The 22,331-nt window shown below is 72.2% G+C and carries 17 protein-coding genes and 1 pseudogene; 7 read left to right on the top strand and 11 right to left on the bottom strand.

Translation table 11 applies throughout. From position 1 onward, the window contains the following. Window positions 1-57 precede the first annotated feature (57 nt). The gene (locus H180DRAFT_RS01570) at window positions 58-1,194 is read left to right on the top strand and encodes a flavin-containing monooxygenase (protein ID WP_079099801.1); all 1,137 of its coding nucleotides are present in this window, start codon (window positions 58-60) and stop codon (window positions 1,192-1,194) included. Here H180DRAFT_RS01570 and H180DRAFT_RS01565 read toward each other — a convergent pair. Beyond that, window positions 1,175-2,017, bottom strand: coding sequence for an NAD(P)H-dependent oxidoreductase (locus H180DRAFT_RS01565; protein ID WP_055484112.1), 843 nt, complete (start codon window positions 2,015-2,017; stop codon window positions 1,175-1,177). The two genes, H180DRAFT_RS01570 and H180DRAFT_RS01565, sit on opposite strands and share 20 nt — an antisense overlap. A 70-nt stretch (window positions 2,018-2,087) precedes the next feature. Here H180DRAFT_RS01565 and H180DRAFT_RS01560 point away from each other — a divergent pair, with 70 nt between their 5' ends. Beyond that, the gene (locus H180DRAFT_RS01560; protein ID WP_254665818.1) at window positions 2,088-3,239 is read left to right on the top strand and encodes a GlxA family transcriptional regulator; all 1,152 of its coding nucleotides are present in this window, start codon (window positions 2,088-2,090) and stop codon (window positions 3,237-3,239) included. A 278-nt stretch (window positions 3,240-3,517) separates the two neighbouring features. Here the strand turns inward: H180DRAFT_RS01560 and H180DRAFT_RS01555 are convergent. Continuing rightward, a pseudogene (locus tag H180DRAFT_RS01555) lies at window positions 3,518-4,990 on the bottom strand (MFS transporter); the annotation flags it as partial. On the opposite strand from H180DRAFT_RS01555, the gene H180DRAFT_RS01550 reads away from it, so the two are divergent. Beyond that, entirely contained in the window at window positions 4,989-6,053 is a 1,065-nt protein-coding gene (locus H180DRAFT_RS01550; protein ID WP_055484111.1) for a GlxA family transcriptional regulator, read from the top strand. The pseudogene H180DRAFT_RS01555 and the gene H180DRAFT_RS01550 overlap by 2 nt on opposite strands. Window positions 6,054-6,146: 93 nt before the next feature. Here the strand turns inward: H180DRAFT_RS01550 and H180DRAFT_RS01545 are convergent, their stop codons facing one another. Together H180DRAFT_RS01545 and H180DRAFT_RS01540 are read right to left on the bottom strand one after the other, a co-directional pair. Further along, window positions 6,147-6,641 (bottom strand): ATP-binding protein, encoded by a 495-nt coding sequence (locus tag H180DRAFT_RS01545; protein WP_079099757.1) that lies wholly within the window; start codon window positions 6,639-6,641, stop codon window positions 6,147-6,149. Between the two features lie 482 nt (window positions 6,642-7,123). Continuing rightward, window positions 7,124-7,501: an STAS domain-containing protein gene (locus tag H180DRAFT_RS01540; protein ID WP_074466545.1), complete on the bottom strand. Its 378-nt coding sequence runs from the start codon at window positions 7,499-7,501 to the stop codon at window positions 7,124-7,126. A gap of 495 nt (window positions 7,502-7,996) precedes the next feature. On the opposite strand from H180DRAFT_RS01540, the gene H180DRAFT_RS01535 reads away from it, so the two are divergent. Together H180DRAFT_RS01535 and H180DRAFT_RS01530 are read left to right on the top strand one after the other, a co-directional pair. Continuing rightward, window positions 7,997-8,581, top strand: coding sequence for a sigma-70 family RNA polymerase sigma factor (locus H180DRAFT_RS01535; RefSeq protein WP_055484110.1), 585 nt, complete (start codon window positions 7,997-7,999; stop codon window positions 8,579-8,581). Continuing rightward, window positions 8,578-10,185, top strand: a complete 1,608-nt coding sequence (locus tag H180DRAFT_RS01530) for a hypothetical protein (protein WP_254665817.1) — start codon at window positions 8,578-8,580, stop codon at window positions 10,183-10,185. Before H180DRAFT_RS01535 ends, H180DRAFT_RS01530 begins: the two co-directional genes overlap by 4 nt. A gap of 85 nt (window positions 10,186-10,270) precedes the next feature. Here the strand turns inward: H180DRAFT_RS01530 and purU are convergent, their stop codons facing one another. Both purU and H180DRAFT_RS01520 read right to left on the bottom strand, forming a co-directional pair. Further along, window positions 10,271-11,230, bottom strand: coding sequence for a formyltetrahydrofolate deformylase (gene purU, locus H180DRAFT_RS01525; RefSeq protein ID WP_079099756.1), 960 nt, complete (start codon window positions 11,228-11,230; stop codon window positions 10,271-10,273). Between the two features lie 167 nt (window positions 11,231-11,397). Further along, window positions 11,398-11,844 carry an SCO4402 family protein gene (locus H180DRAFT_RS01520; protein ID WP_055484109.1) on the bottom strand — a complete coding sequence of 149 codons (447 nt, stop codon included), beginning with the start codon at window positions 11,842-11,844 and terminating at the stop codon, window positions 11,398-11,400. Between the two features lie 214 nt (window positions 11,845-12,058). On the opposite strand from H180DRAFT_RS01520, the gene H180DRAFT_RS01515 reads away from it, so the two are divergent. Continuing rightward, the gene (locus H180DRAFT_RS01515; RefSeq protein ID WP_055484458.1) at window positions 12,059-13,357 is read left to right on the top strand and encodes an ABC transporter substrate-binding protein; all 1,299 of its coding nucleotides are present in this window, start codon (window positions 12,059-12,061) and stop codon (window positions 13,355-13,357) included. 126 nt (window positions 13,358-13,483) lie between these two features. On the opposite strand, the gene H180DRAFT_RS01510 is transcribed toward H180DRAFT_RS01515, so the two are convergent. From H180DRAFT_RS01510 to H180DRAFT_RS01495, 4 genes are all read right to left on the bottom strand, one after another. Then, on the bottom strand, window positions 13,484-15,337 hold the full coding sequence (locus H180DRAFT_RS01510; RefSeq protein ID WP_055484108.1) for a hypothetical protein: 1,854 nt from the start codon (window positions 15,335-15,337) through the stop codon (window positions 13,484-13,486). 139 nt (window positions 15,338-15,476) lie between these two features. After that, window positions 15,477-16,865: an NsdA family TPR-like regulatory protein gene (locus H180DRAFT_RS01505; RefSeq protein ID WP_055484107.1), complete on the bottom strand. Its 1,389-nt coding sequence runs from the start codon at window positions 16,863-16,865 to the stop codon at window positions 15,477-15,479. A gap of 244 nt (window positions 16,866-17,109) precedes the next feature. Continuing rightward, window positions 17,110-18,027, bottom strand: a complete 918-nt coding sequence (locus H180DRAFT_RS01500; RefSeq protein ID WP_055484457.1) for an alpha/beta fold hydrolase — start codon at window positions 18,025-18,027, stop codon at window positions 17,110-17,112. A 667-nt stretch (window positions 18,028-18,694) separates the two neighbouring features. Continuing rightward, window positions 18,695-19,390 carry an iron-dependent transcriptional repressor DtxR gene (locus H180DRAFT_RS01495; RefSeq protein WP_055484106.1) on the bottom strand — a complete coding sequence of 232 codons (696 nt, stop codon included), beginning with the start codon at window positions 19,388-19,390 and terminating at the stop codon, window positions 18,695-18,697. A 234-nt stretch (window positions 19,391-19,624) separates the two neighbouring features. On the opposite strand from H180DRAFT_RS01495, the gene H180DRAFT_RS01490 reads away from it, so the two are divergent. Beyond that, on the top strand, window positions 19,625-20,377 hold the full coding sequence (locus H180DRAFT_RS01490; protein WP_055484105.1) for an SIS domain-containing protein: 753 nt from the start codon (window positions 19,625-19,627) through the stop codon (window positions 20,375-20,377). Window positions 20,378-20,438: 61 nt separating this feature from the next. On the opposite strand, the gene H180DRAFT_RS01485 is transcribed toward H180DRAFT_RS01490, so the two are convergent. Further along, window positions 20,439-21,983, bottom strand: a complete 1,545-nt coding sequence (locus H180DRAFT_RS01485; RefSeq protein WP_055484104.1) for a PAS domain-containing protein — start codon at window positions 21,981-21,983, stop codon at window positions 20,439-20,441. Window positions 21,984-22,331: the final 348 nt, after the last annotated feature.

Genomic DNA, 22,331 nt, shown 5'->3' with positions numbered 1-22,331 from the left:
GTGATGTTCCCGTGACGGGAACACCGCGTCACCAGCACTAAACTCCCCGCCATGCCCATGACCGACGAGGGGACTCCCGTACACATCATCGGCGCCGGTCCCGGCGGCCTGGCCACCGCCGCCGCTCTGCACGAACAGGGCGTCAGCACCGTCGTACTGGAGAAGGCCCCGTCGGTCGCCGCCTCCTGGCGGTCCCACTACGACCGGCTGCGGCTGCACACCACCCGCCGCTGGTCGACACTGCCGGGGCTGGAGATACCCCGCTCGTACGGACGCTGGGTCGCGCGCGACGACTTCGTCCGCTACCTGGAGAGCTACACCGAGCACCACGGGATCGAAGTGGCGACCGGCGTCGAGGTCGACACGGTCGAGCGCAGCGGGCCGGACTGGGTGCTGCACGCGAACGGCGGACGGCGGCTGACCACGCCCGTCGTCGTCGTGGCCACGGGCTACAACCACACCGCCCACATCCCGGCCTGGCCCGGACGCGACAGCTACGAGGGCGAGGTCCTGCACGCCTCCCGGTACCGCAACGCCGAGCCGTACGAAGGCAAGGACGTGCTCGTCGCCGGCGCGGGAAACACGGGAGCGGAGATAGCCGCCGACCTCGCCGCCGGCGGGGCAGCGCACGTGCGGCTGTCGATACGCACCGTCCCGCACATCGTGCGGCGCTCCACGCTGGGCTGGCCCGCGCAGGCCAACGGCATCCTCTGCCGCCGCCTGCCGACTCGGCTGGTGGACCGTCTCGCCGCCCGCATGGCGAAGATCGCCGTCCCCGACCTGTCCGCACGCGGGCTGCCGCGTCCCGACACGGGGCTGTACACCCGGGCCCGCCAAGGGGCGATCCCCGTGCAGGACGTGGGCCTGATCGCCGCCGTCCGGAAGGGCACGGTCGAGCCCGTGGCCGCGGTGGAGTCCTTCGACGGGGCGAAGGTCCGCCTCGCCGACGGCTCCGCCGTCGCCCCCGACGTCGTCATAGCAGCGACCGGCTACCGGCGCGGCCTGGAGGACCTCGTCGGGCACCTCGGGGTTCTCGACGAGTCCGGACGTCCGCTGGCGCACGGCCGCCGCACCCCCCCGGAGGCCCCGGGGCTGTACTTCATCGGCTACACGAACCCGCTCAGCGGAATGCTCCGGGAGCTTTCGCTCGATGCGCGCCGGATCGCCAAGGCGGTCACGCGCGCGGTGGCATGAGTCCTCCACTCCCCGCCGGCGTCGGCGCGGCCGAGGCTGACGCGCGCACCTCGTGGACCGCGGGGCCGGTGGCGCCGGGTTCGATCCACGGCTGAAGCCTCAGGGTCTCGTCGTAGTCGCCGCCGTTCTCGCTGCGGAAGGCGAGCGGCTCGGCCTCCGGCAGCGTACGCAGCCGCTCGCGCAGGGCGGCGGCGTACTCCCGCCGGTCCTCGTCGGTGAGGCGGTCCGCGCCGTACACGACGAACGGCCGGTGGGGTGCCATGCCCGTGTACCAGAAGGTGCCGTGCAGCATCGGCCACAGCACGTCGTTGACGTATCCGTGTATGCCGCGCGGAGCGAAGCCCGGCTCACGGCCGCCGACCGAGGTGACCACCAGCGCGCGCCTGCCCGCCAGGCCGCCCTCGCCGTAGCGCAGGGTGCGTCCGTCCGGCCCCCGGAGCCCGAAGGCGAAACCCTGGACGAGTACGCGGTCGAACCAGCCCTTCATGATGGCGGGCGGTCCGAACCACCACATCGGGAAGTGGAAGACCAGGGTGTCGGCCCAGGCGATCTTGCGCTGCTCGGCCCGGATGTCCTCGCTCTGCTCGTCCGCGGTGTAGGCGCGCTCCTGCTCGGCGCCGACGGTCAGCCGGGGTGCGTCGCTCGTGCCGGACCCTGCGGGGCGCACGTCGGCCGCGTCCAGGACCGCCTTCCAGCGCATGGCGTACAGGTCGGAGATCCGGACCTCATGGCCGGACCCGGTCAGCTCCCGCACTCCCTCACGCATGAGGGACGCGTTCAGGGAGCGCTGCTCGGGGTGGGCGAAAATCCACAGAACCTTCATGCCTCGATGCTGGGGCCGCGGCCGCCGCCGAACGAGTGGCCAGATGGTCAGCATATGGAAGAATCTGGCCATGATTACCGCGGCCCCCTCGCCATCCGGCTCTCCCTCCGCCTCACCGCGCACGGGCTCGGCCTTCCACGACGACGGACGGCACCGCGTCGCCGTGCTGGTGCGCCCGGGGGTGATGCCGCTCGAACTGGGGCTGGTGCACCAGATGTTCGGCGCCGCGAAGAGCCCGGAACGGGGTGCCGAGAGGCCGGAACGGGGGGTCAAGAGCCCGGAACGGGGTGCGGGCGGCACGGAAGTGGACGGGCAGACCCCCGAAGGACACACCCCGGGTGGCGGCGCCCCGCTGTACGAGGTGGTCACCTGCGCCGTCGCACCCGGCCCGCTCCGTACGAACGCGGACTTCACCGTCCACGTCGCACACGGCCCGGAAGCCCTGGCCGAGGCCGACACCGTGATCTTCCCGGCCACCCACGAGGAGGACGCCCCGGAGACGACCGGACGCCTCGGTGCGCCTCTCGCCGGGGCACTGCGCCGCATCCGCCGACCCGGCACGCGCATCGCCTCGATCTGCACGGGCGCGTTCGTACTGGCCGCCGCCGGGTGGCTGGACGGCAAGCGGGCCACGACGCACTGGAAGTCGGCCGAGGACTTCCGCCGCCTCTTCCCGCACGTCGACCTCGACCCCGACGTCCTCTACACCCACGAGGGCGAGGTGCTCACGGCGGCCGGCGAGGCCGCGGGCATCGACCTGTGCCTGCACATGATCCGCGGCGACCACGGCGCTGCGGTCGCCAACGACGTGGCCAGGGCGACCGTCGTGCCTCCCCACCGGGAGGGCGGCCAGGCCCAGTTCGTGCCGCGCCCGGTCGCCGAGCCTACGGTGCGCGCCTCCACGGGAGCCGCGCGTGCCTGGGCGCTGCGCCACCTCCACCGCCCCCTGTCGCTGCGCGAGCTGGCCGATCAGGAGTCCATGAGCGTACGGACCTTCACGCGGCGCTTCCGCGAGGAGACGGGGCTCACGCCGGTGCAATGGCTGACGCGGCAACGCATCGAGCGGGCACGGCAGTTGCTGGAGGAGACCGACATGCCCGTGGACGTCGTCGCGTCGCGGTCGGGCTTCGGTACGGGGGCTTCGCTGCGCCAGCACATGCACGCGGCGCTGGGCGTATCGCCACGTGCCTATCGCGTCACGTTCCGGGGAGGTGGCACCTGAGGCCGGGCCTTGCAACGGCCGGCCGGCGTGCGGCTGGTAGTCGTGCGGACTGTCGCCGTGTGACGGTCGTCGCGTGCCTGTCGCCGTACGGCTGATCGTCGTGTGCCTGTCGCCGTGTGCCGCTCGTTGCACGCCTGGACGCCGGGCGGGAGCCGGTACGGCGCGATCCGCCCTTCCCCGGACGGTCAGCGCCCCGGGCCGCCGGGCATGTCCTGCGCAGCCCCCGCCCCCTGCGCCTGCGCCTGCGCCTGCTGGAGCGTCCCGGCGTGCGCCGCTTCCGCCCCCGGCCGGTCCCGTCCCCGTATCACCAGCGCCATCAGCGCCGCGGTGCCGCACAGGGCGCCCGAGGCGATCCAGGCCACGTCGTAGCTGCCGAACGTGTCCCGCACCAGGCCCGTCAGGAACGCCACGACGGCGGCGCCGACCTGGTGGGAGGCGAGAACCCAGCCGAAGACGATCGGACCGTCCGGGCCGAAGTGCCGGTGGCACAGGGCGATCGTGGGCGGCACGGTGGCGACCCAGTCGAGGCCGTAGAAGACGATGAAGAACAGCATCGACGGCCGGACGCTCTCCGCGAAGAGCATCGGAAGGAAGAGCAGCGACAGACCGCGCAGCGCGTAATAGACGGCCAGCAGCCTGCGCGAGTCGAAGCGGTCGGTGAACCAGCCGGAGGCGACCGTGCCCACCAGGTCGAAGACGCCGATCACGGCGAGCAGGGAGGCCGCGGCGGGCACGGCCATGCCGTGGTCGTGCGCGGCGGGCACGAAGTGCACGCCGACCAGCCCGTTCGTCGAGGCACCGCACACTGCGAAGGTCCCTGCCAGCAGCCAGAAGACCTTGGTGCGGGCCGCGTCGCACAGCGCTCGCAGCGCCCGTTTCGCGGCTCCGGGAGGCGGAGGCGGCGGCGTGACGTACCCGGGACCGGCCCCGTACGGCAGCACACCGGCGTCCTCCGGCCGGTCGCGCAGCACGAGCAGCACGAGCGGCACCACCGCCAGCGCGGCGACGGCGACGGTGAGCGACGCCGTGCGCCAGCCGGGGCCCTCGGCCAGCAGCGCCACGAGCGGCAGGAACACCAGTTGTCCGGCGGCGCCGCCCGCGGTGAGGATGCCGCTCACCAGGCCGCGGCGCTCGACGAACCACCTGCCGGAGACCGTGGCGGCGAAGGCCAGCGCCATCGAGCCGGTGCCGAGCCCGACGAGGAAGCCCCAGCACAGGATGAGCTGCCAGGTGGCGTCCATGAAGACGGTCAGTCCGCTTCCCGCCGCGATCAGCAGCAGCGCCCCCGAGACGACGCGGCGGATCCCGTAGCGCTCCATGAGGGCTGCGGCGAACGGCGAAGTGAGGCCGTAGAGCAGGACGTTGACGGAGACGGCGGCGGAGATGGTGCTGTGCGACCAGCCGAACTCCTCGTGCAGCGAATCGATGAACACGCTCGGCGTGGCACGGAACCCGGCCGCGCCGACGAGCGCCACGAACGAGACGGCCGCCACTCACCAGGCGCGGTGCACGCGCGGGACGCGTCGCGGTCCGCGTCGCGGTCGCGGCGGTGTGCGGTTGCCGCCCTCTGCGTCGAGTTCGTCCGCGGGGGGAGGGGGGTCGCCCTCCCGTCCGGTCCCAAGGCCCCTCGCCTGCTTCGTGGTCGGGTTCGTCGCCGGTCCGGTCACTCGTTCGGTCACGGAAACAGCCTCCGCCGGTGGTGTCCGGCGCACGAGTGGCCCGGAGGCCACGTTGTGCGAGGATCGGGCCATGACTGTGAGGGCCTTCCGCCACCAAGGGCGTCACCGTGTCGCCGTGCTCGTGCGGCACGGCCTGCTGCCGATCGAACTCGGCATACCGCACCGGATCTTCGGCCGCTCCTGGGAGGAGGACGGCGAGCCGCTGTACGAGGTCGTCACCTGCGCCGTGACGCCCGGTCCGGTCCGCACGGACGCGGACTTCACCGTCCACGTCGCACACGGCCCGGAAGCCCTGGCCGAGGCCGACACGGTGATCGTGCCCGCCTCGCACGAGTTGGACGAGCCGTACGCAGGCGGCCGGCTCGGACCGGCGCTGGCCGAAGCCCTGGCCACGATCCGGCCCGGCACGCGGGTCGCGTCGATCTGCACGGGGGCGTTCGTGCTCGCCGCGGCCGGGATGCTGAACGGGAGGCGCGCGACCACGCACTGGTCCTCCTGCGAGCGTCTCCAGCGGCTGCATCCCCGCGTCGAGGTCGATCCGGACGTGCTCTACGTCGCGGACGGGAACGTGCTGACCTCGGCGGGCGTCGCGTCAGGCATCGACCTGTGCCTGCACATGGTGCGCGAGGACTTCGGCGCCGCGGTCGCCAACTCCGTGGCGCGGCGCACCGTGGTACCGCCCCACCGGGACGGCGGGCAGGCCCAGTTCATAGAGCGCCCGGTGCCCCAGCCGGGTGTGCACACCACGGGCACGGCCCGAGCGTGGGCGCTGCGGCACCTCGACAGGCCGGTCGGCCTGCGCGAACTGGCGGAGCAGGAGTCCATGAGCGTACGGACGTTCACGCGGCGCTTCCGCGAGGAGACCGGGGTGAGTCCGCAGGTGTGGCTCACGCGCCAGCGTGTCGAGCGGGCACGGCATCTGCTGGAGAGCGGCCCCCTGCCGGTGGAGAAGGTCGCACGGGAGGCGGGCTTCGGGTCCGCGTCGTCGCTCCGGCTGCACTTCCAGGCGGCGCTCGGGGTATCACCCAGCGCCTACAGGCGCACGTTCAGGGTCCGGGGCGCCGGTACGGGACCCGACGTTCCCGGCGACAGCGGGAGCGCTGAGGGGGCCGCGGCCCTCGACCTGACGGGATGAGATCCCGCCCGCGTACCTGGTGCTGTGACCGTGAAGGCTGACCGACTCGCGACTCCCCCTGGACTCCGTCCGGGGGTGCCCCCAGGCTCGGCACTAGCCGGATAAGCCCGCGTCCGCGCTGCCCACCGCGCCCGCGGTCAACTGGCGTGCGGGCGGGGCGGAAGGCGTGGAGAGGGAACCGTGACCCCCCGCCGACTGGTCGAGTTCGCACCAGATGCGCTTGCCGAAGCCCTCGCGCTGCCACCCCCAGCGGTCTGCGAGGCCCGAAACCAGTTCCAGACCACGGCCGTTGGTGTCGTCGCCCTCGGCGTGACGCTGCCGGGGCGGGCAGTTGCTCAGGTCCGCGACCTCGACGCGAACCGCCCCCGCGGCCTGGCGGCCGGGCAGCAGCATGCGCAGCACGGACGGAGTGCCCGCGTGCACAACGGCGTTGGTCACCAGCTCCGAGACCAGCAGGAGCAGCGTCTCAGCTCGTGCGTCGTCGCTGCCGATGCCGCAGCAGGCCAGCCTCGACCTCGCCCACCTGCGTGCGCGCCCCACCTCCGCCGGGTCCGCACCGATCTCCAACTGCACCTGAAGCACCCGCACCGCTGACTCCGTCCGAAACTGCCGAGCACTCGGGAGATCACGCACCGTGACCCCGTCGAGAACAGCATGATTGACGCATAGTTGGGGCAACAAGCGCTTCAGGCATATTCCGGCGCAAAGGAGTAGTGGTGCTGCATACTGTGCGGCACCACTCGGAGGGGTGTTACGTGGCGGTGCGTGACGTAAGGCGTCCCAGCGTCCCTCAGCGGGCAGGGCGGAGCGGACGCGGCACGCCGAAGGGCATCCGGGACGCAAGGGACCAAATCGGCGCGAGCAGCCGGCCGTACGCCGTGAGACGCACGGGAGCGCACCACATGGGAGCGGATCACCTCGGAGCGAACCACGTCGGAGCGGATCACCTCGGAGCGAACCACGTCGGAGCGGATCACCTCGGGCGGGACGCGGGCGGGATGCGTGAACCGGACGGAAGGGCGCGAACACAGGCCCGGCGTACGGGTGCTCAGAGCGAGATCACGCCGGACTCAGGCCGAGAGGGGGCCGGCGGCCGTCTCCTGGGTCGCGGTGGAGAGGTCCGGGTAGCAGTCGAAGAGACGGCGCACGCCGAGCGCCGCCAGCACACGGTTCACATGCGATCCGTCCTCTGCGCCCTGTGCGGGGAGAATCAGCCGCAACTGGCCTGCGCAGGAGCGCATCAGCCGACGCGAGGCGATCAGGACACCCACACCGCTGGAGTCACAGAAGAGCACTTCCGAAAGATCGAGGACGAGGCTCCGGCGGCCGTCGGCGACCGCGTCGTGCACGTGCTGCCGCACGGCGGGTGAGGTGACCAGATCCATCTCTCCGGAGACCCGGAGAACGGCCCACTCCCCCCGTTCCTCCTCAGACACCTTCAACGACACGTCCTCGTATCCCCTTCGCTCGACTGCACCTGCCCGGGCCCTTCGCACTTACCGGAACGCTCCCTTCCTTGTGCGGCTGCCCGACCCCCCACGGTCAAAACGAGTCAGTGACCAGAGCATGTGCGCTCGATGGCCGTTCTCCCCCGCAATGGTCGCAGTCATACCCGCATAACTCCCTGGCATTTTCGGGTGTGATCGCGGGTCGGTAAATCCTGAGCAATATCGCAACGTGACGAGATCGACACCATCAGCGATCAGCACTGGCAGCACATTGCCGCAAAGGGACGTGCGTTGTCAGCCCCTCGCACTACATTCGAGGTGCCGCCCTGCAATAGGACCGCGGCGGGAGAACGGCAATGGGGACACTCCCCTCGCTCCTCCCCTGGCTCGGCCGGGGTGGCGCCTCCCCGGCGAAGTGAGGGGAAGTGCCCCCGGGGGGACCCCCACCCAGGCCGAAGGCTCTGGGGGAGGCATGGATTTCGGCTGGGAGTCACGATGGCGAACGAGACACCACCGCGCTGGGACCGGAAGATGCAGCAGCGTCTCGCGCGCGGTGAAGCCGCTGCGCTGGGCGAGTTGTACGACCGTTTCGCTTCGCTCGTGCACAGCCTGTCCCACCGCGTGCTCGAGGACGAGACGGCGGCCGACCGCGCCACACGCGAGGTGTTCGGCTACATCTGGGAGAACCCGCACGCCTACGACCCGAAGCAGGGTCCGATGCGTTCCTGGATAGCGGGAGTCACGCAGGAGATCGCGACGGGACGGCTGCGCAGGCAACACCGTGAGAACGGACGGCAGTACCCGGATTCCCCGGAGCGGCTGGAGCAGATCGAGGAGAAGGTGCGCGCCGCATCCACGGCGGCGCGCGCGGACTACATCGTCACGTCCATGCCGTCCTCGCTGCGCGCAGCGCTCGAGCTGACGTACTTCCAGCGCCGTGACTACCGCCAGACGGCACGGCAGTTGGGAGTGACGGAGGACGAGGCGCGGCGAAGGCTGCGACTGGGGCTCCAGCTGCTGTCGTCGGCAACGAGCCATCCCGTGCCGGCGCACTCGAACGGCCCCGGGCGTCCCCGGTGAACGGGCCGTACGGACAGTTCCCCGGCGGGCACGAGGAGCCGGACGACAACAGCGGCCCCGCAGGCGGCGGTCCGGGCGCCGGCAACCCGGGCGGTACCGGCAACGGCACCGGCGACGGACGCGCGAGCGGAAGCGGCGGCCCGGGCGAGGACCGCGCGAGCGGGAGCAGCAGCCCGGGCGAGCGCCCGGGCGGAGCCGCGCACCGCATACCGCCGCCCCGCAGCCCCGCGGAGGACTCGCCGTTCGGCGCGGACCTGCCGGAGGCACCGCTGCCGGGCTCACCGGCCCAACTCCCGGAAGTGCCGCGGCAGTACGGGCCGGATGAACCACGCGACCCGGCTGCTTCGCGTCCGGAGCCGGCACCGGGGCCGGCTGCCTCGCACCCGGAGCCGGCGCCGGAGCCGCGACCGGACCCCGAACAGGCCACGCGGGCAGGGCAGTTGCCCGAGCAGTTCGACCACCGTGTGCTGAAGTCGCTGCTCGGTGCCTGGGCGCTGTCCGCCTGCTCCGTCGAGGAGACCGCCGCCGTCGAGGGGCATCTGAGCGACTGCGGGACGTGCGCGGACGAGGCGTTGCGGTTGCGCGACGCCGTCGGGCTGCTGCACCCCGAGGACAGTCTGGACCTCGACCCGACGCTGCGCTCGCAGGTGCTCGAGGGCTGCATGGGCCGCCGCCCGCCGCGCGTTCCCGTCCCCGAATGGGCGGCTCCGTACGACGCGGAGAGCTCACGGCTCGACGCGCTGCTGCGGGACATGGCGGACGCCGAATGGCTCGCGCCGGTCCTGCTGCGCTGGTTCGACGGGCAGGAGCATGCGCGGCGGGAGACCACCGTCGGCGGTGTCATCGCCCATCTGTTCGCCGTCGACGGCCTGGTGGCCACCGCGCTGGGCCTGCCCGACCCGCTGGACACCGGCACCGGGAGCGGCACCGGCACCGGGAGCGGCGGCCCCGAGGAGGCCCCGCCGCGTGCCCCGGCCGGCCCCGCCTCCCGCACGGAGGAGTTCTGGCGCGCGGACACCGACGTGCTGCGCACCCCGGGCGCCCGCGAACCGTGGCGCGACCAGGGTCACGCCCTGGTCCGTTCCGCGTCGTTCGCCGGCGACGACGCCGCCGGACTCGACGTCTGCTACGGCGACTTCACGCTCCCGGTCCGTGACGCCCTGCTCGACCGCGCCTTCGAGTGCTGGATGCACGCCGAGGACATCGCCGACGCGATCGACTACCCGTACACGCCGCCGCAGGGCAGACACATGCACCACATGGTGGACCTGGCGGCGCGGCTGCTGCCCGGGACGATCGCATGGCGCCGCCGTGCCGGACTGTCCGCCGCGCCACGGCGCCTGACCGCCGCGGGCGCTCCCGGGCGCGCCCTGCACCTGGAGGTGGAGGGCGACGGGGGAGGCGACTGGTACATCCCGCTGGACTCGCCCGCGGCTTCGGTCGGTCCGGGCGACGCGGTGGCCCATGTGGCGCTGGACCGCTACGAGTTCTGCCAGCTCGTGGCCGGTCACGTACCGCCGCTGGAGACGGCGGCCGGCCAGGACGGCGACCGCGAGGCGGTGCGCGACGTCCTGTTCGCGGCGGCCTCGCTCTCCCGGATGTAGGCCGCGCCGCAGCGAGGAGCGGAAGACCCCGGGGGATCCTCCGCCGCGGGGAGCATGGAGAACGGGCGGAAATCCGCCGTCGCGCTCAGGCGAAGACGACGGTGCGGTGCCCGTTCAGCAGCACCCGGTGCTCGCTGTGCCACTTGACCGCACGCGCGAGCGCCTGGCATTCGACGTCGCGCCCCACCGCCACAAGTTGCTGCGGCGAGGCCTCGTGGCCCACCCGCTCGACCTCCTGCTCGATGATCGGGCCCTCGTCGAGCTCTGCCGTCACGTAGTGCGCCGTGGCGCCGATCAGCTTGACGCCGCGGTCGTGCGCCTGGTGGTAGGGCCGTGCGCCCTTGAAGCTCGGCAGGAACGAGTGGTGGATGTTGATGATCCGGCCGGGGAGCTGCTTGCACAGGTTGTCGGAGAGCACCTGCATGTAGCGGGCCAGCACGACCAGTTCGACGTTCTCCTCCTCGATCAGGCGCAGCAGTGCCGCCTCGCCCTCCTGCTTGCTCTCCTCACTCCCCTTCGCGACGGGGATGTGGTGGAAGGGGACGCCGTAGGAGGCCGCGAGCCCTTCGAAGTCGGTGTGGTTGGAGACGACCGCAGCGATGTCGACCGGCAGGGCCCCGCTGCGGGAGCGGAAGAGCAGGTCGTTGAGGCAGTGGCCGAAGCGGCTGACCATCAGCACGACACGCATGCGCTCCGCCGCCGGATGCACCTGCCAGTCCATCTGGAAGGAGTCGCCGACCGCCGAGAAGCTCGCGCGCAGCTTCTCCACCGTCACGCCCGGGTCCGCGGAGAAGTGGACGCGCATGAAGAACAGCCCGGTGTCGCGGTCGCCGAACTGCTGGCTGTCCTCGATGTTGCAGCCGGTCATGAAGAGATAGCTCGAGACGGCGTGCACGATGCCCTTCTTGTCCGGGCAGGACAGCGTGAGGATGTACTCCTCCCGCACGGCGGCCTCTCCGCCCTTCCGTGCGCCGTCGGCTCCGCCTCCGGGGAGGCGGGCGGAGTGGTCCTGTGTGCTGTCGGCATCGGCGTGCGGCTCGCTCATGGGTCAAGCCTTGCACAGCCCGGTGTGCCCTCAGGACCGAAGGCCTCGCGGACGGCCGCTCCTGCGGACCGAGGCCCGCATTCCCGGCCCTTTCCCGGCCCTTTCCCGGCCCGCCTTACGGCCGCGTTCCGGGCCCACCGTCACGCCGCGTTCCCGGCCCGGGTTCCTCAGACCGAGTGCAGCATGATCGCCAGAACGTCGAGGGAGCGCGGCGGCTCGTCCGGGTCCTCGCCGTCGTTCGTCGCCAGCCGTACGTGCGCGTCGCGTGCCGCCCGTACGGCCTCGGGCCAGCCGTGGTGTTCCATGTAGGAGACGACGGGGGCGTCGGCGCCGACCTGGTGCATGATGCGCAGCACCCGGAGCACGGCGGTGTCGACCAGGGCGGCCTCCTGCGAGTCGCGGAAGATCGTGCCGACGTACTTCTCGGCCGACCAGTTGTCCAGCCAGGTGTCCTCGACGAGGCGGTACACGGCGTCGGTGACGTCGCCGTAGCCGGGCCGGCCCGTCGCCCAGCACTCCTGCTGGAAGGCGGGATCGGAGAGCATGTGCAGCGCCGAGCGCACGTTGCTGCGCCAGCGCCACCAGGGCATGTCATGGACGGGCATGGTGCCCATGGTGGTGGACGGGGGGCCGCGACGGGAAGTCCTCACGGAATCTTGCGGCAGAGAACACTTTCGGACACAGTTGCGCAATCCCCGCCCACTTGCGGTCCGCCCGCGAGTAGTTCCGATCATGTGGGTCGGCATGAACGCGGTCTTCACCCCCGCGTCACCTGATGTCGACGTTCCGGGGCCCGGGTGTTGGGCGGCGGACGGCAGCGTGCGCCACATGACTGCACGGCGTCGTCGTCCCGCCCTGTCCGCCACTGTCGCCTCCGCCGGAGCCTGCGCACTGCTGCTCGGCAGCTGCGGGGTGATGCCGGGCAGCACCGACGACACGGTCACGGTGATGACGTGGGCGCCGCAGGGCACCGAGGCGACGAACATGCCCGGCATGCCGGCCATGGCTCAGGCCTACGCGCGCTGGGTCAACTCCCGGGGCGGCGTCAACGGTCACCGTCTGCGCGTGCTGACCTGCAACGACCACAACGACACCGTGCGTGCCGCACACTGCGCCTCACGCGCGCTGAAGGAGGGCGCGGTCGCGGTCGTGGGCTCGTACAGCCAGTACGGACGCTCGTACATGTCCGCGCTCGAACGGGCCGGCATCCCGTACATCGGAGGCTACGGGGTGGCGGACCAGGAGTTCAGCAGCCCTCTGTCCTACCCCGTCAACGGGGGCCTTCCCGCACTCGTCGCGGGGAACGGCCGTCAACTGGCCGCCGGCGGCTGCTCGCACGTCTCGCTGGTGCGGCCCGACACCAGCGTCGGCGACAAGCTGCCCGGGCTCGTCAACGCCGGCCTCGCACACAGCGGCACCGGCCCGGTCACGGACGTACGGGCTCCCGAGGACGCCCGCGCGTACGCACGTCCCGCACGCAAGGCCCTCGACAGCGCGAACACCCGGGGTGCCACGCCGCTGAGCACGGCGGCGGAGGACCCCCGGACCGACGGGCCGTGCGTCACCGCGGTGCTGGGCGGTCGTACCGGCACTTTCTTCGACTCGTTCAGGCGGCTGCAGAAGGACAGTCCGCAGGTGCGCACGGCGTCGGTTCTGGGGAGCCTCCAGCAGTCCCTGGTCGACAGGTCGGGCGGGCAGCGCAGCCCGCTGGAGGGCGCGTACGCGACGGGCTGGTACCCGGCCGCGGACGACCCGCGCTGGAAGCCGATGAAGAAGGTCATCGACGACCACGCCTTCGGCGACAACCGCGTGGACGCCACCGACCCCGGCGTGCAGACGACATGGATCGCCTACACCGTGCTCCGGCAAGTGCTGAAGTCCCTCGGCGGCGAAGAGGTCACGGCCAAGTCCGTGCGGCGCACGCTGGACACGCGCGGCGCCGTCGACACCGGAGGGCTGACGCCGAAGCTGAACTGGACCCACGGGAACATGCTCGCCGCACGCGACTTCCCGCGCATCGTCAACACGAAGGTGACGTATCAGCGGGTGCGCGACGGACGGCTCACGACAGTGCACCGGGGCTTCGTCGACGTACAGAAGACGCTGGAGAGCGGCCCCTCGGCCTGACGCGCTCCCGCTCCCTCGCACCCTCACCGCGGGTGCTTCCGGCCCGGTGCCGGCCCGGTACCCGGCCGCGACGGTTCCAGGTGGCCAGGCGCCAGAAGGGGCGTGCGCCCGTGGACGCGCACCGGCTCACAGCTGGACGACCTGGCGCTCCTTCAGCCCGTACTTCTTCGCCGTCGGATTCCACAGCCCAGCCGCCTTCTTCTTCGCGGCCGTCGCCTCACCGCTGGCGCGGGCGCCCTGCCCGGTGTGCGCGGTCGCGCGGGCCTTGCCCTTGCGGCAGCCCTTCTTGCGGGCGGCCTCGTCGGCCCAGGCCGCGTAGTGGCTGTCGGCGGAGGCGGAAGCCTTCCAGGCCCGGACGAGCGCGGACCTGAGCTCCGCATTGGCGGGGATCTTGTCCGTCTCCAGCTTTCCGAGACGGGTGACCAGGCCGTTGCGCTGATCGGCGGCGGCCCGCAGATCACCGGCCGCCTGGCCCAGCTTCTTGCACTTCTTGATGTTCTCCACCGAACGGATCACCGACGCACGGCTGTTGTTGCTGTCGGCGAGGAGCTTGTCGAGCTCCTTGGCCTGCGCCTCCACGGGATCGGGTCCCGCGGACTTCTCATCGGCCTGTGCGGGGGAGGACTGGCTCTTCTGCTTGCCGTCCTCGTCCCCTCCACCGCTCAGCGCCGCACCCGCCGCCATGCCCACACCGGCGACGACCGCGACACCGACGGCGATCAGGAGGGCGGGTGACATCCGCGAGAGCGTGCTCCGCTCGGCGTTGCGACGGGCGGCACGTCCCTGCGGCTCCCACTGGCCGCTCTGCCCGGCGTCCCGCCCCGCACCCTGGCCCTGTCCGTACGCAGCGGCCGGCCCGCCCGGACCGTCCGGCTTGCCGAAGCGGCCCGCTCCGGCGCCGTTGCGCTGGCGGGCAGCCGCCTGGTCGAAGAGAGGCAGCCGCTGCGTGGCGCCCGGATCGCCGGGGTTCCCGGAACCCCCCTGGTCCGAGACGGACTCGGAACGGAAGAGGTTCTCGAACCCGGCAGGCGGCTGCTGCCGACCACCGGCACCGCCGCCGGTGCCCTGCCCGGCAGCGGGCGCCTCCGGGGGGAGCGGCGTGCGCAGCCGGGCCGTCGACTCCGGATCCCGGGCCGAGGCCTGGCCGGTCTGCGGGGGGAGCATCTGCGTGGCGTCGGCGTCCATCGCCGGCGGCGGCTGTGCGGCCTGGTACCCACCGGGCGGCGAGGTGCCGGGGTCTCCGACGACGGGCGGGAGGAACTGCGTGGCGTCCGAGTCGGCAGTGGTGGCCGCCGCGGGCGGCGCGGCCGGGGGCATGGCCGAGGAGACGCCCTGCTGGGGGAACGCCTGCAGCGGCCCGGGGCCCTGGGCGAACTCCTGATCGGCGGGCGGCTGTTGGGGCTGCGGTTGCGGCGCCTGCTGCGGCGGCAACTGCGCACCCCCGCCGAACGCCTGCGCGTTGTGCGGTTCGGGCAGGAACGACGCCTGCGGTGCCTGCGGGCCCTGCTGCTGCGGCTGAGCCGGAGGCAGGTCCGCGCCCGCCGGCTGGGGCGGCGGAACGGACGCCGGAGGCAGATCAGCGGGCGGGAAGCCGGGCGGCGGCGGTTGCTGGCCGCCGCCGTGTCTTCCTCCGGCGCCGGGCACCGCCTCCTCCGGGTTCGTCCCGGGCGGGTGCTGCTGCGGGGGTATGTACGGCGGCTGCTGGGGCGGCGGAGGCGGCGGTGACTGCGGCGGCGGAGGCAGAGACGCACCCGGCTGGTCCCCGGGCGTCATGACGGCCTGCGACTCGGGGCCCCAGGGCTGGGCATCCTGCGACTCGGGCCCCCAGGGCTGGCCCCACGGCTGCCCCGCGGACGGCTGAGTGTGCGAGCGGTCGACCTGGCGCTGCTGTTCAGGGGTCCAGGGGTCACCGTTCGCCGGCAGCACGACACCCTCGTAGAGGGGCGGGTCGCCCTGTCCACGTCCGCTGTGCGCTGTCACCGGGGCTCCTAGATCGATCAACTGCCTATCCGAACCGACGGGTCACGGTACCGGCTGCCCAGGAGGTGCGACCACGCGCCTGATGGGGCGACACCAACCCTTCACCTCAGATATGGATCAAACCGGTGGATAGGCGCACTTAACCGACCGCTGCCCCCTTGAGTTGCGCGCTGAAATCTCGCACGACCGGCTCCTTCACAAAAGGCGCAAGTCGGCGCCGGAAGTCGTCCAGGTACTCGACACCGCGCTCCGAGCGGAGAGTTGTGAGAAGTTTCATCCCATTCACCCCGGTGTGGCAGGCGTGTTCAAGCTCACGTTTCTGCAGCTGGGCGGACGCCAGGAGAAAGGTTCCGATCGCCCGCCGCCGTACGCGGCTCTCGGGGTGACCCGCGAGCGATTCGCGGGCCTTCTCCGCGGCGGCGTCCGGCTGCCGGAGATCGCGGTGGCAGTGGGCCAACTCGTCGGCGAGATAAGCGTGGTCGAAGTGGGAGATCCACACCGGGTCCTCCTCCGGACCGCCTCCGCCCGCCCGCTCCATCGCCGACTGCGCCCTGCCGGCGGCCTCCTGGAACGCCCGTACGTCTCCCAGCTGTGCGTGTCCTCGCGCCTCGGCCGCGCAGAACATCGCCTCGGTGCGCGGCGAGGCGTGCCCGCGGGCGCCCTCCTGCGCCGCGCGCGCCAACTGGACGCCCTCGTGCGGATTTCCGAGGAAGGCCGTCAGGTGGCTCATGCTCGCGGCCAGCACGTACCCCCCGTACGCCCGGTCGCCGGCTGCCTGGGCGAGCCGCAGCGCCTGGACGTAGTGCCGTTGCGCCAGGCCGGTCCGGTCCGTGTCGACGGCCATGTAGCCGGCGAGTTCGGTGAGCCGCGCGGCGGCGGCGAACAGCGCCCGTCCGACCGCCTCCTTGTACGAGCCCACGAGCAGCCCGGACACGACGCTGTTGAGGTAATGCACGACGACGGGCCGCACATGCCCGCCGCCGAAGCGGTGGTCCAGCTCGGCGAGGGAGTTCATGGTCGCGCGCACGGCGGCCACGTCCGAGGCCCCCACGCGGGCACCCGCAGCGCGCGCGACCTGCTCGTCGGGAGGGGTGATCAGCCAGTCCCGGCTGGGCTCGACGAGGGTGGACGAGGCCACGGCCGAGCCACCGATGACACCGCGCGCACCGACGTCGCTGCGCCACAGCTCGCATGCCTGCTCGACGGCGCCGGCAACGGTCGGCGCGAAGCGCAGGCCCACTGCGGAGGAATGGCTGTGGGGTTCGGCCATGCCGATCTCGTCGGGCGTGACGGCGCGCCCCAGCTTGCGTCCGAGCGCCTCCGCGATGATGGCCGGTGCACGTCCTCGCGGCTGCTGGCCGCGCAGCCAGCGCGCGACGGACGTCTTGTCGTAGCGGAGATCCAGTCCGTGCTCCGTGCCGCACACGTTGACCCGCCGTGCGAGCCCCGCGTTGGAGCAGTTGGCTTCCTGGATGAGCGCCTGCAGCTTTCCGTTGGGCTGCCTGGCGACCAGAGGCCGGGCGGTCATGTATCCCCCTCAGGACGACGACGAATGACCACTGCCCAGGACATATGCCCGTGTCTCGGTCCATCCACCGCCGACCGGACACCACGGCACAGTGTGCAATTACCCCTCACGCCCGGGTTGTTACGCATGCGCCCCCTGGCCTGCCCCCCATGCGCCGGCGGGTCCGTACGCATTCGGCCGGGGATCGCCGGGGCTCAACCCGGGATCGCCGGGACAGGCGGGCCGGCCGGGAGGGGGACCGGGCTCAGCCGTCGGCGGGAAGTACCGCCTGAAGAAACGGTTCCACCACGCGGCGCCAGTCGGCGGGCCGGTCGAGATGCATGAGGTGACCTGCCTCCGGCACTTCCGCGTAGATGCCGCGGGGCAGTACGCGCACCATCTCCTGCGCCTCGGCACGGCCCAGTTCACCGTCGATGCCGCGTACGACCAGCGTGGGGCAGACCACGCGCGCCAGTTCGTCCCAGTGCGCGTCGTGCACCCAGGCCTCCCTCACCTCGAGCATCTGCCGCCGGGAGAAGACGGGCCACCAGCCGTCATCCCGCTCCGTCATGACCTCGGCGAAGAAGTCACCTCTCGCGGGCTGCGGACGCTCCAGCGCCGGGTCCTCCTCCCCGAACCACCGGCGGACGTCGGCGAGCGTCGCGAACGGGACGGGCCAGGACTTGAACCACTCCTCCCACTCGCGCTGCGACTGCTCCCCCAGTGCCGACGCCTTCATGTCGCAGATGATCAGCGCGTGCACGAGGTCGGGCCGCTTCGCGGCGAGCTGCCAGGCGGTGAGGGCGCCCATGGAGTGACCGACGAGCGCGACGGGCCCCATGCCGAGCTGTTCGATCGCGGCCTCGGCGTCCGCGACGAACTCGTCGCGGCCGTAGGGGAAATGGTCCTCGTCGCTGACCGGCTTGTCGCTGCGGCCGTGGCCGCGCTGGTCGAGCCCCACGGCGCGGTAGCGTCCGGAGAGCCAGCGGCCGGTGTCGGCCCAGTGCGCCGCCCGCCCCATCAGGCCGTGCAGCAGTAGAACACCCTTCGAACGCTCCGACACCTTGCCCCCGGGGGCACCGGCACCGGGCTCCGCCTCCGGGCCGCACTTGGGCGTGTCGGAGAACTCCCAGGCCGCGAGCCGGACTCCCCTTGAACCAGTCACGTCGAGCCGTCGCACCATCCGCTCGGGCACCCCCATTCCTTCTGGCCGCTCCCCCACGCTATCGAACTTCTATTCGAACGCGCCGCGGCTCACCGGAAACCCCTACTTTCGAGTGACTGCACTCAAGGAATGATCTCCGGGGGCATGGAAAGACAGCTACCGGGAGCAGGGCCGACCCCGGGAGCTCGGGGCTCTGGGTCGCCCCTGGGGGACAAGGGGAGGCGGGGCCCCGGCCGCGTACAGCGCCGGGGCCCTTGTCATTGCGCGAGAGAGGCCCGGAACCTGCCGGCCGCACCCGGGGCTGGAACCCGAAGGCCGGTGCGCCGCGCGGCGCTTCGAGTCTGTGGGACCGCCGGGATCTGCGGCGCCTCGCTCTTCCCGCTCCGCCGGCCCGCTCAACGCGACGCATCGACGCCTCCCTCCGCCCGTACATGCGTGGCCTCAGCGTCGCACGCCGCATGGCCGGGCACTCGGTTTACCGTAACTTTCGTACCGGCAGGGCCTTTTGGGAAGATGTTCCGCTTTCATTCCGGGCGCACATGCCGGGCACAGTTGTGACGGCCTGCTGACAGAGCGTCAGAAAATCAGGAATCACCGGGCACCACAACACCGCCTCCGTGAAGGACCGTGCCCATGAGGCGCGTGAGGCGCGGTGCTCCGGGAGGCGGTGGCGGCCCGCCGCAGGTCAGCGCCGGGCGACGAACACGTGGGCCGCGATGTCCGAATCCAGCTCGGCCGCCTCGCCGCTGCTGCCGACCTGCACCCCGCCCGTCGCGCCCGCGTTGACGCTCACGACCGCGCCCGGCTGTACGCCCGCGCGCCGCAGCGTGTACATCAGCTGCGAGTCCATCTGGATCGGCTCGCCGATGCGGCGCACGACGACGGTCTTCGCATCGCCGCTCGCGTCCAGATCCGTGAGGCTGACCATTCCCTCGTCGAGAAAGGACTCCGCGCCCGTTTCCTCGCCCAGCTCCTCGAGGCCTGGGATCGGGTTGCCGTACGGCGACTCCGTGGGGTGGCGCAGCAGTTCGAGGACGCGGCGCTCCACCGCCTCGCTCATCACGTGCTCCCAGCGGCAGGCCTCCGCGTGCACCTGCTCCCACTCTAGGCCGATCACGTCGACCAGCAGGCACTCGGCCAGCCTGTGCTTGCGCATCACGCGGGTGGCGAGCCGGCGGCCCTCGCCGGTCAGCTCCAGATGCCGGTCCCCCGCGACGTTCACCAGCCCGTCCCGCTCCATGCGCGCCACGGTCTGGCTGACCGTGGGCCCGCTCTGGTCGAGGCGCTCGGCGATACGGGCACGCATGGGAACGACGCCTTCCTCCTCCAGCTCCAGAATGGTGCGGAGATACATCTCCGTGGTGTCGATCAGTCCGGACATGCGTGCCCCTTGTCAGTCGTGCATCTGTGGCCCTGAACGTGCATCCCTGGCCGTTCTCCAATTCTGACGCATCGCACCGACAACCGTCCCTCCCAGGACGGGCTGCTCTCTTGACAGAGCACTGGTCCAGACCTCTACCGTGATCGCGGCCGGGTCCTGGCACGGACGAGAATCCGGCGGCCGGCGGCGAGCGCCGCGGTGACGGGCACCACGAGACCCGGGGGGACCTGCGGGATGAGCGACCACACGCTGGCGGACGGCTTCTTCGACGCGGCGATATCACTGCTCCAGCAGGTCAGGGATCACGACGGGGAAGAAATCGCCGCCGCCGGGACGCTGCTCGCCCGAACCGTCGAGGAGGGCGGCCGCGTCTTCGCCTTCGGCGCGGGCCACTCCTCGCTGCCGGCCCAGGACGTCGTCTACCGCGCCGGCGGCCTGGCCGTGATGAATCTGCTTCCCGTACCGGGCGCGGTCGGCGTCGACGTGCGCCCTGCCACGCTCGGGAGCGCCCTGGAGCGTGTGGAGGGGCTCGCGTCCGCCGTGCTCGACACCGGGCCCGCACGTGCCGGAGACCTGCTGTTCGTGATCTCCCTCTCGGGCCGCAACACGCTGCCCGTGGAGATGGCGTCGCACGCACGCGGACTCGGGATCAAGGTCGTAGGCGTGACCTCCGTCGCCTACGCGCACGGGACGACCTCGCGGCACTCCAGCGGGACCTTCCTCAAGGACCACTGCGACATCGTCCTCGACAGCCGCATCCCCGTCGGCGACGCGGAGTTGACCACCGACGGCGTCCCCGCGCCGTTCGCCCCGGCCTCCACCGTCGTCACCAGCGCACTGATGCAGGCCGTCGTCGCCACCGCCGCGGGCGAGCTCGTCTCCCGCGGCGTCGAACCGCCGCTGCTCCGCTCCGGCAACGTCGACGGCGGCCTCGCGTGGAACGACACCGTCATGGAGCGCTACGCGGACCGGATCTTCTACCGCTGACGCACCGCCGTCCATGCGCCGGGGGCACCGGGCACGCGGGCACGCCGGGCACGGGGCTGCGCTACGGCTGGGAGCCTTCCGCCGCCCTCGTCAGCTGCGCCATGTCGACGGCCGCCGCGATGCGTACCGCGATGTCCTCCGCGTAGGAGGCGTCGGAACGGTCGAAGGAGCGCCGGCTCGCGCCCCGCAGGAAGGTGACCACGCCGAGCGTGCGGCCCCGGCTGCGCAGCACCGTGCACAGCCCGTGCACCGTGCCGTCCGGCCACTTGCGGGCGGCGGCCCACCCCTCGAGAACGCTGCTGCCCCCGGTTCCGGCGGCCGCGACCCCGCCGACGCTCGCCCGCACCGAACCGCAGCGCACATACGCCTGGTGTGCGGGGTGCCCCTCGGCGTAGCTGACGGGAATGGCGCCGGCCGCCCCCGGGCCGCCCCGGCCGCCCTGCCCGCCGAGAAAGCCCTGCTGCGACGGCGGGACGGGGCCCGGGCCCGCGGCGGGCGTGGCGGCGACGCGCACCAGGCGCGGGCTCGCGCCGTGACCGTCCGCGTCGAGCCCCTGACCGTCCTCCGCCTCCGGCCCGTCACCGCCGTCCTCGTCCGGAAGGACGAGGTCGAGCAAGGCGTGGTCGGCGAAGCCGGCGAGGGCGAAGTCGAGATGGACGCCGGCGGCTTCCATCGGGTTCTCGCACTCGGCGGCGGCACGGGCCGCGCGGTGCAGCTGGCTGTCGCGGAAGCGCAGCCGGTCGGCCTCCTGCTCCAGACGCTTGGACTCCGTCACGTCCTGGAAGAGCCAGGCCACTCCCAGCGGCACCGGCGCCTCCGCCATCGGTGAGGACAGCCGGAGGAAGCCGCTGCGCCAGCACCTGCGCGTCCCGCTGCCCTCGCCGGACGCGCCCCGGGGCTCATCCGTGCGGCGTCCGGAGCGCAGCGTCACCCAGATCTCGGCCGGAGCGACGGGCGGACCGTCGGCCAGCACGTGCTGCAGGGCGCCCTCCAGTTCCTCGACGCCCTGGTCGACGAGTTCGCCCAGGGGACGTCCGAGCATGGTGGCGCGGGAGACGCGGAAGGCGCTCGCGGCCGAGGCGTTCACCACGGCGGGGCGCAGATCGGCGTCGACGAGGACGACGCCCCACGTCGCGTCCTCGAAGAGGCATTCGCTGAGCGCGATGGAGCGCTCCAGGTCGATCTGCGCGTGGACTTCGCTGAAGGCGCAGTAGACGCCCATAGGGCTGCCGTCCGCCCCGCCGACGCCGGACGCCTGGGTCCGCACGAGCAGCCGCCGGCCGTCCTTCGTCAGCAGCGCGAACTCGTGCACGTGCCGTCCGGGAGTGTGCATCGCGGCGAACAGCCGCGCCTGCACCTGCTCCGCGTCGGCCTCGCGCAGCGCCCACCCCGCCAGGCCCTGCCGCCCGACGGCCTCTTCCGCGGTCCAGCCCAGAAGCCGTTCCGCTTCGCGGTTCCAGTGGGTGACGACGCCGTCGGCGTCGAAGGCGCACAGCGCCGCGTCCATTCCGTCGAGCAGCGCGGCGAGGAGCAGTTCGTCGTCGGGCCCGTGCCGGTCCTCGCCGTCGGACGACGAAGCAGCGTGCGTCCTGGATCGAGCGGACACCTAAGCACCCCCAGCTGAACGCGCCGATTGACTGCCGCTTGCCGCTGCGCGCACGGATCATTCAACTCGAACGTGACGCAGCGCACACGTCCTTCGGCGAAATCGTTGCCGCCCCGAAATGGCTTGCAGCTGCTTCCGGCTCTGCCTAGCGTGCTGACTACACGAGAAAGGAGGTGATCCGGTAAATGATGCTTACCCGGACGCGTGAGGTGGCTGCGGCCTAGAGCCGACGCCACAGTGTGACGCCGGTATCGCCGGCCAATCTCAATGCAGTCACCCGGCCCGTGGGCTCGTCGGACTCGTCCGACCGGCGCCGTTCGCCCCGGCGAGCGGAGCAGCCCACGGGCT

It is taken from the genome of Streptomyces sp. WMMB 322, assembly GCF_900090145.1.
Lineage (GTDB): Bacteria > Actinomycetota > Actinomycetes > Streptomycetales > Streptomycetaceae > Streptomyces.
Note: the sequence above shows the minus strand (reverse complement) of the source record. Positions and strands in the feature narration are given on the sequence as shown.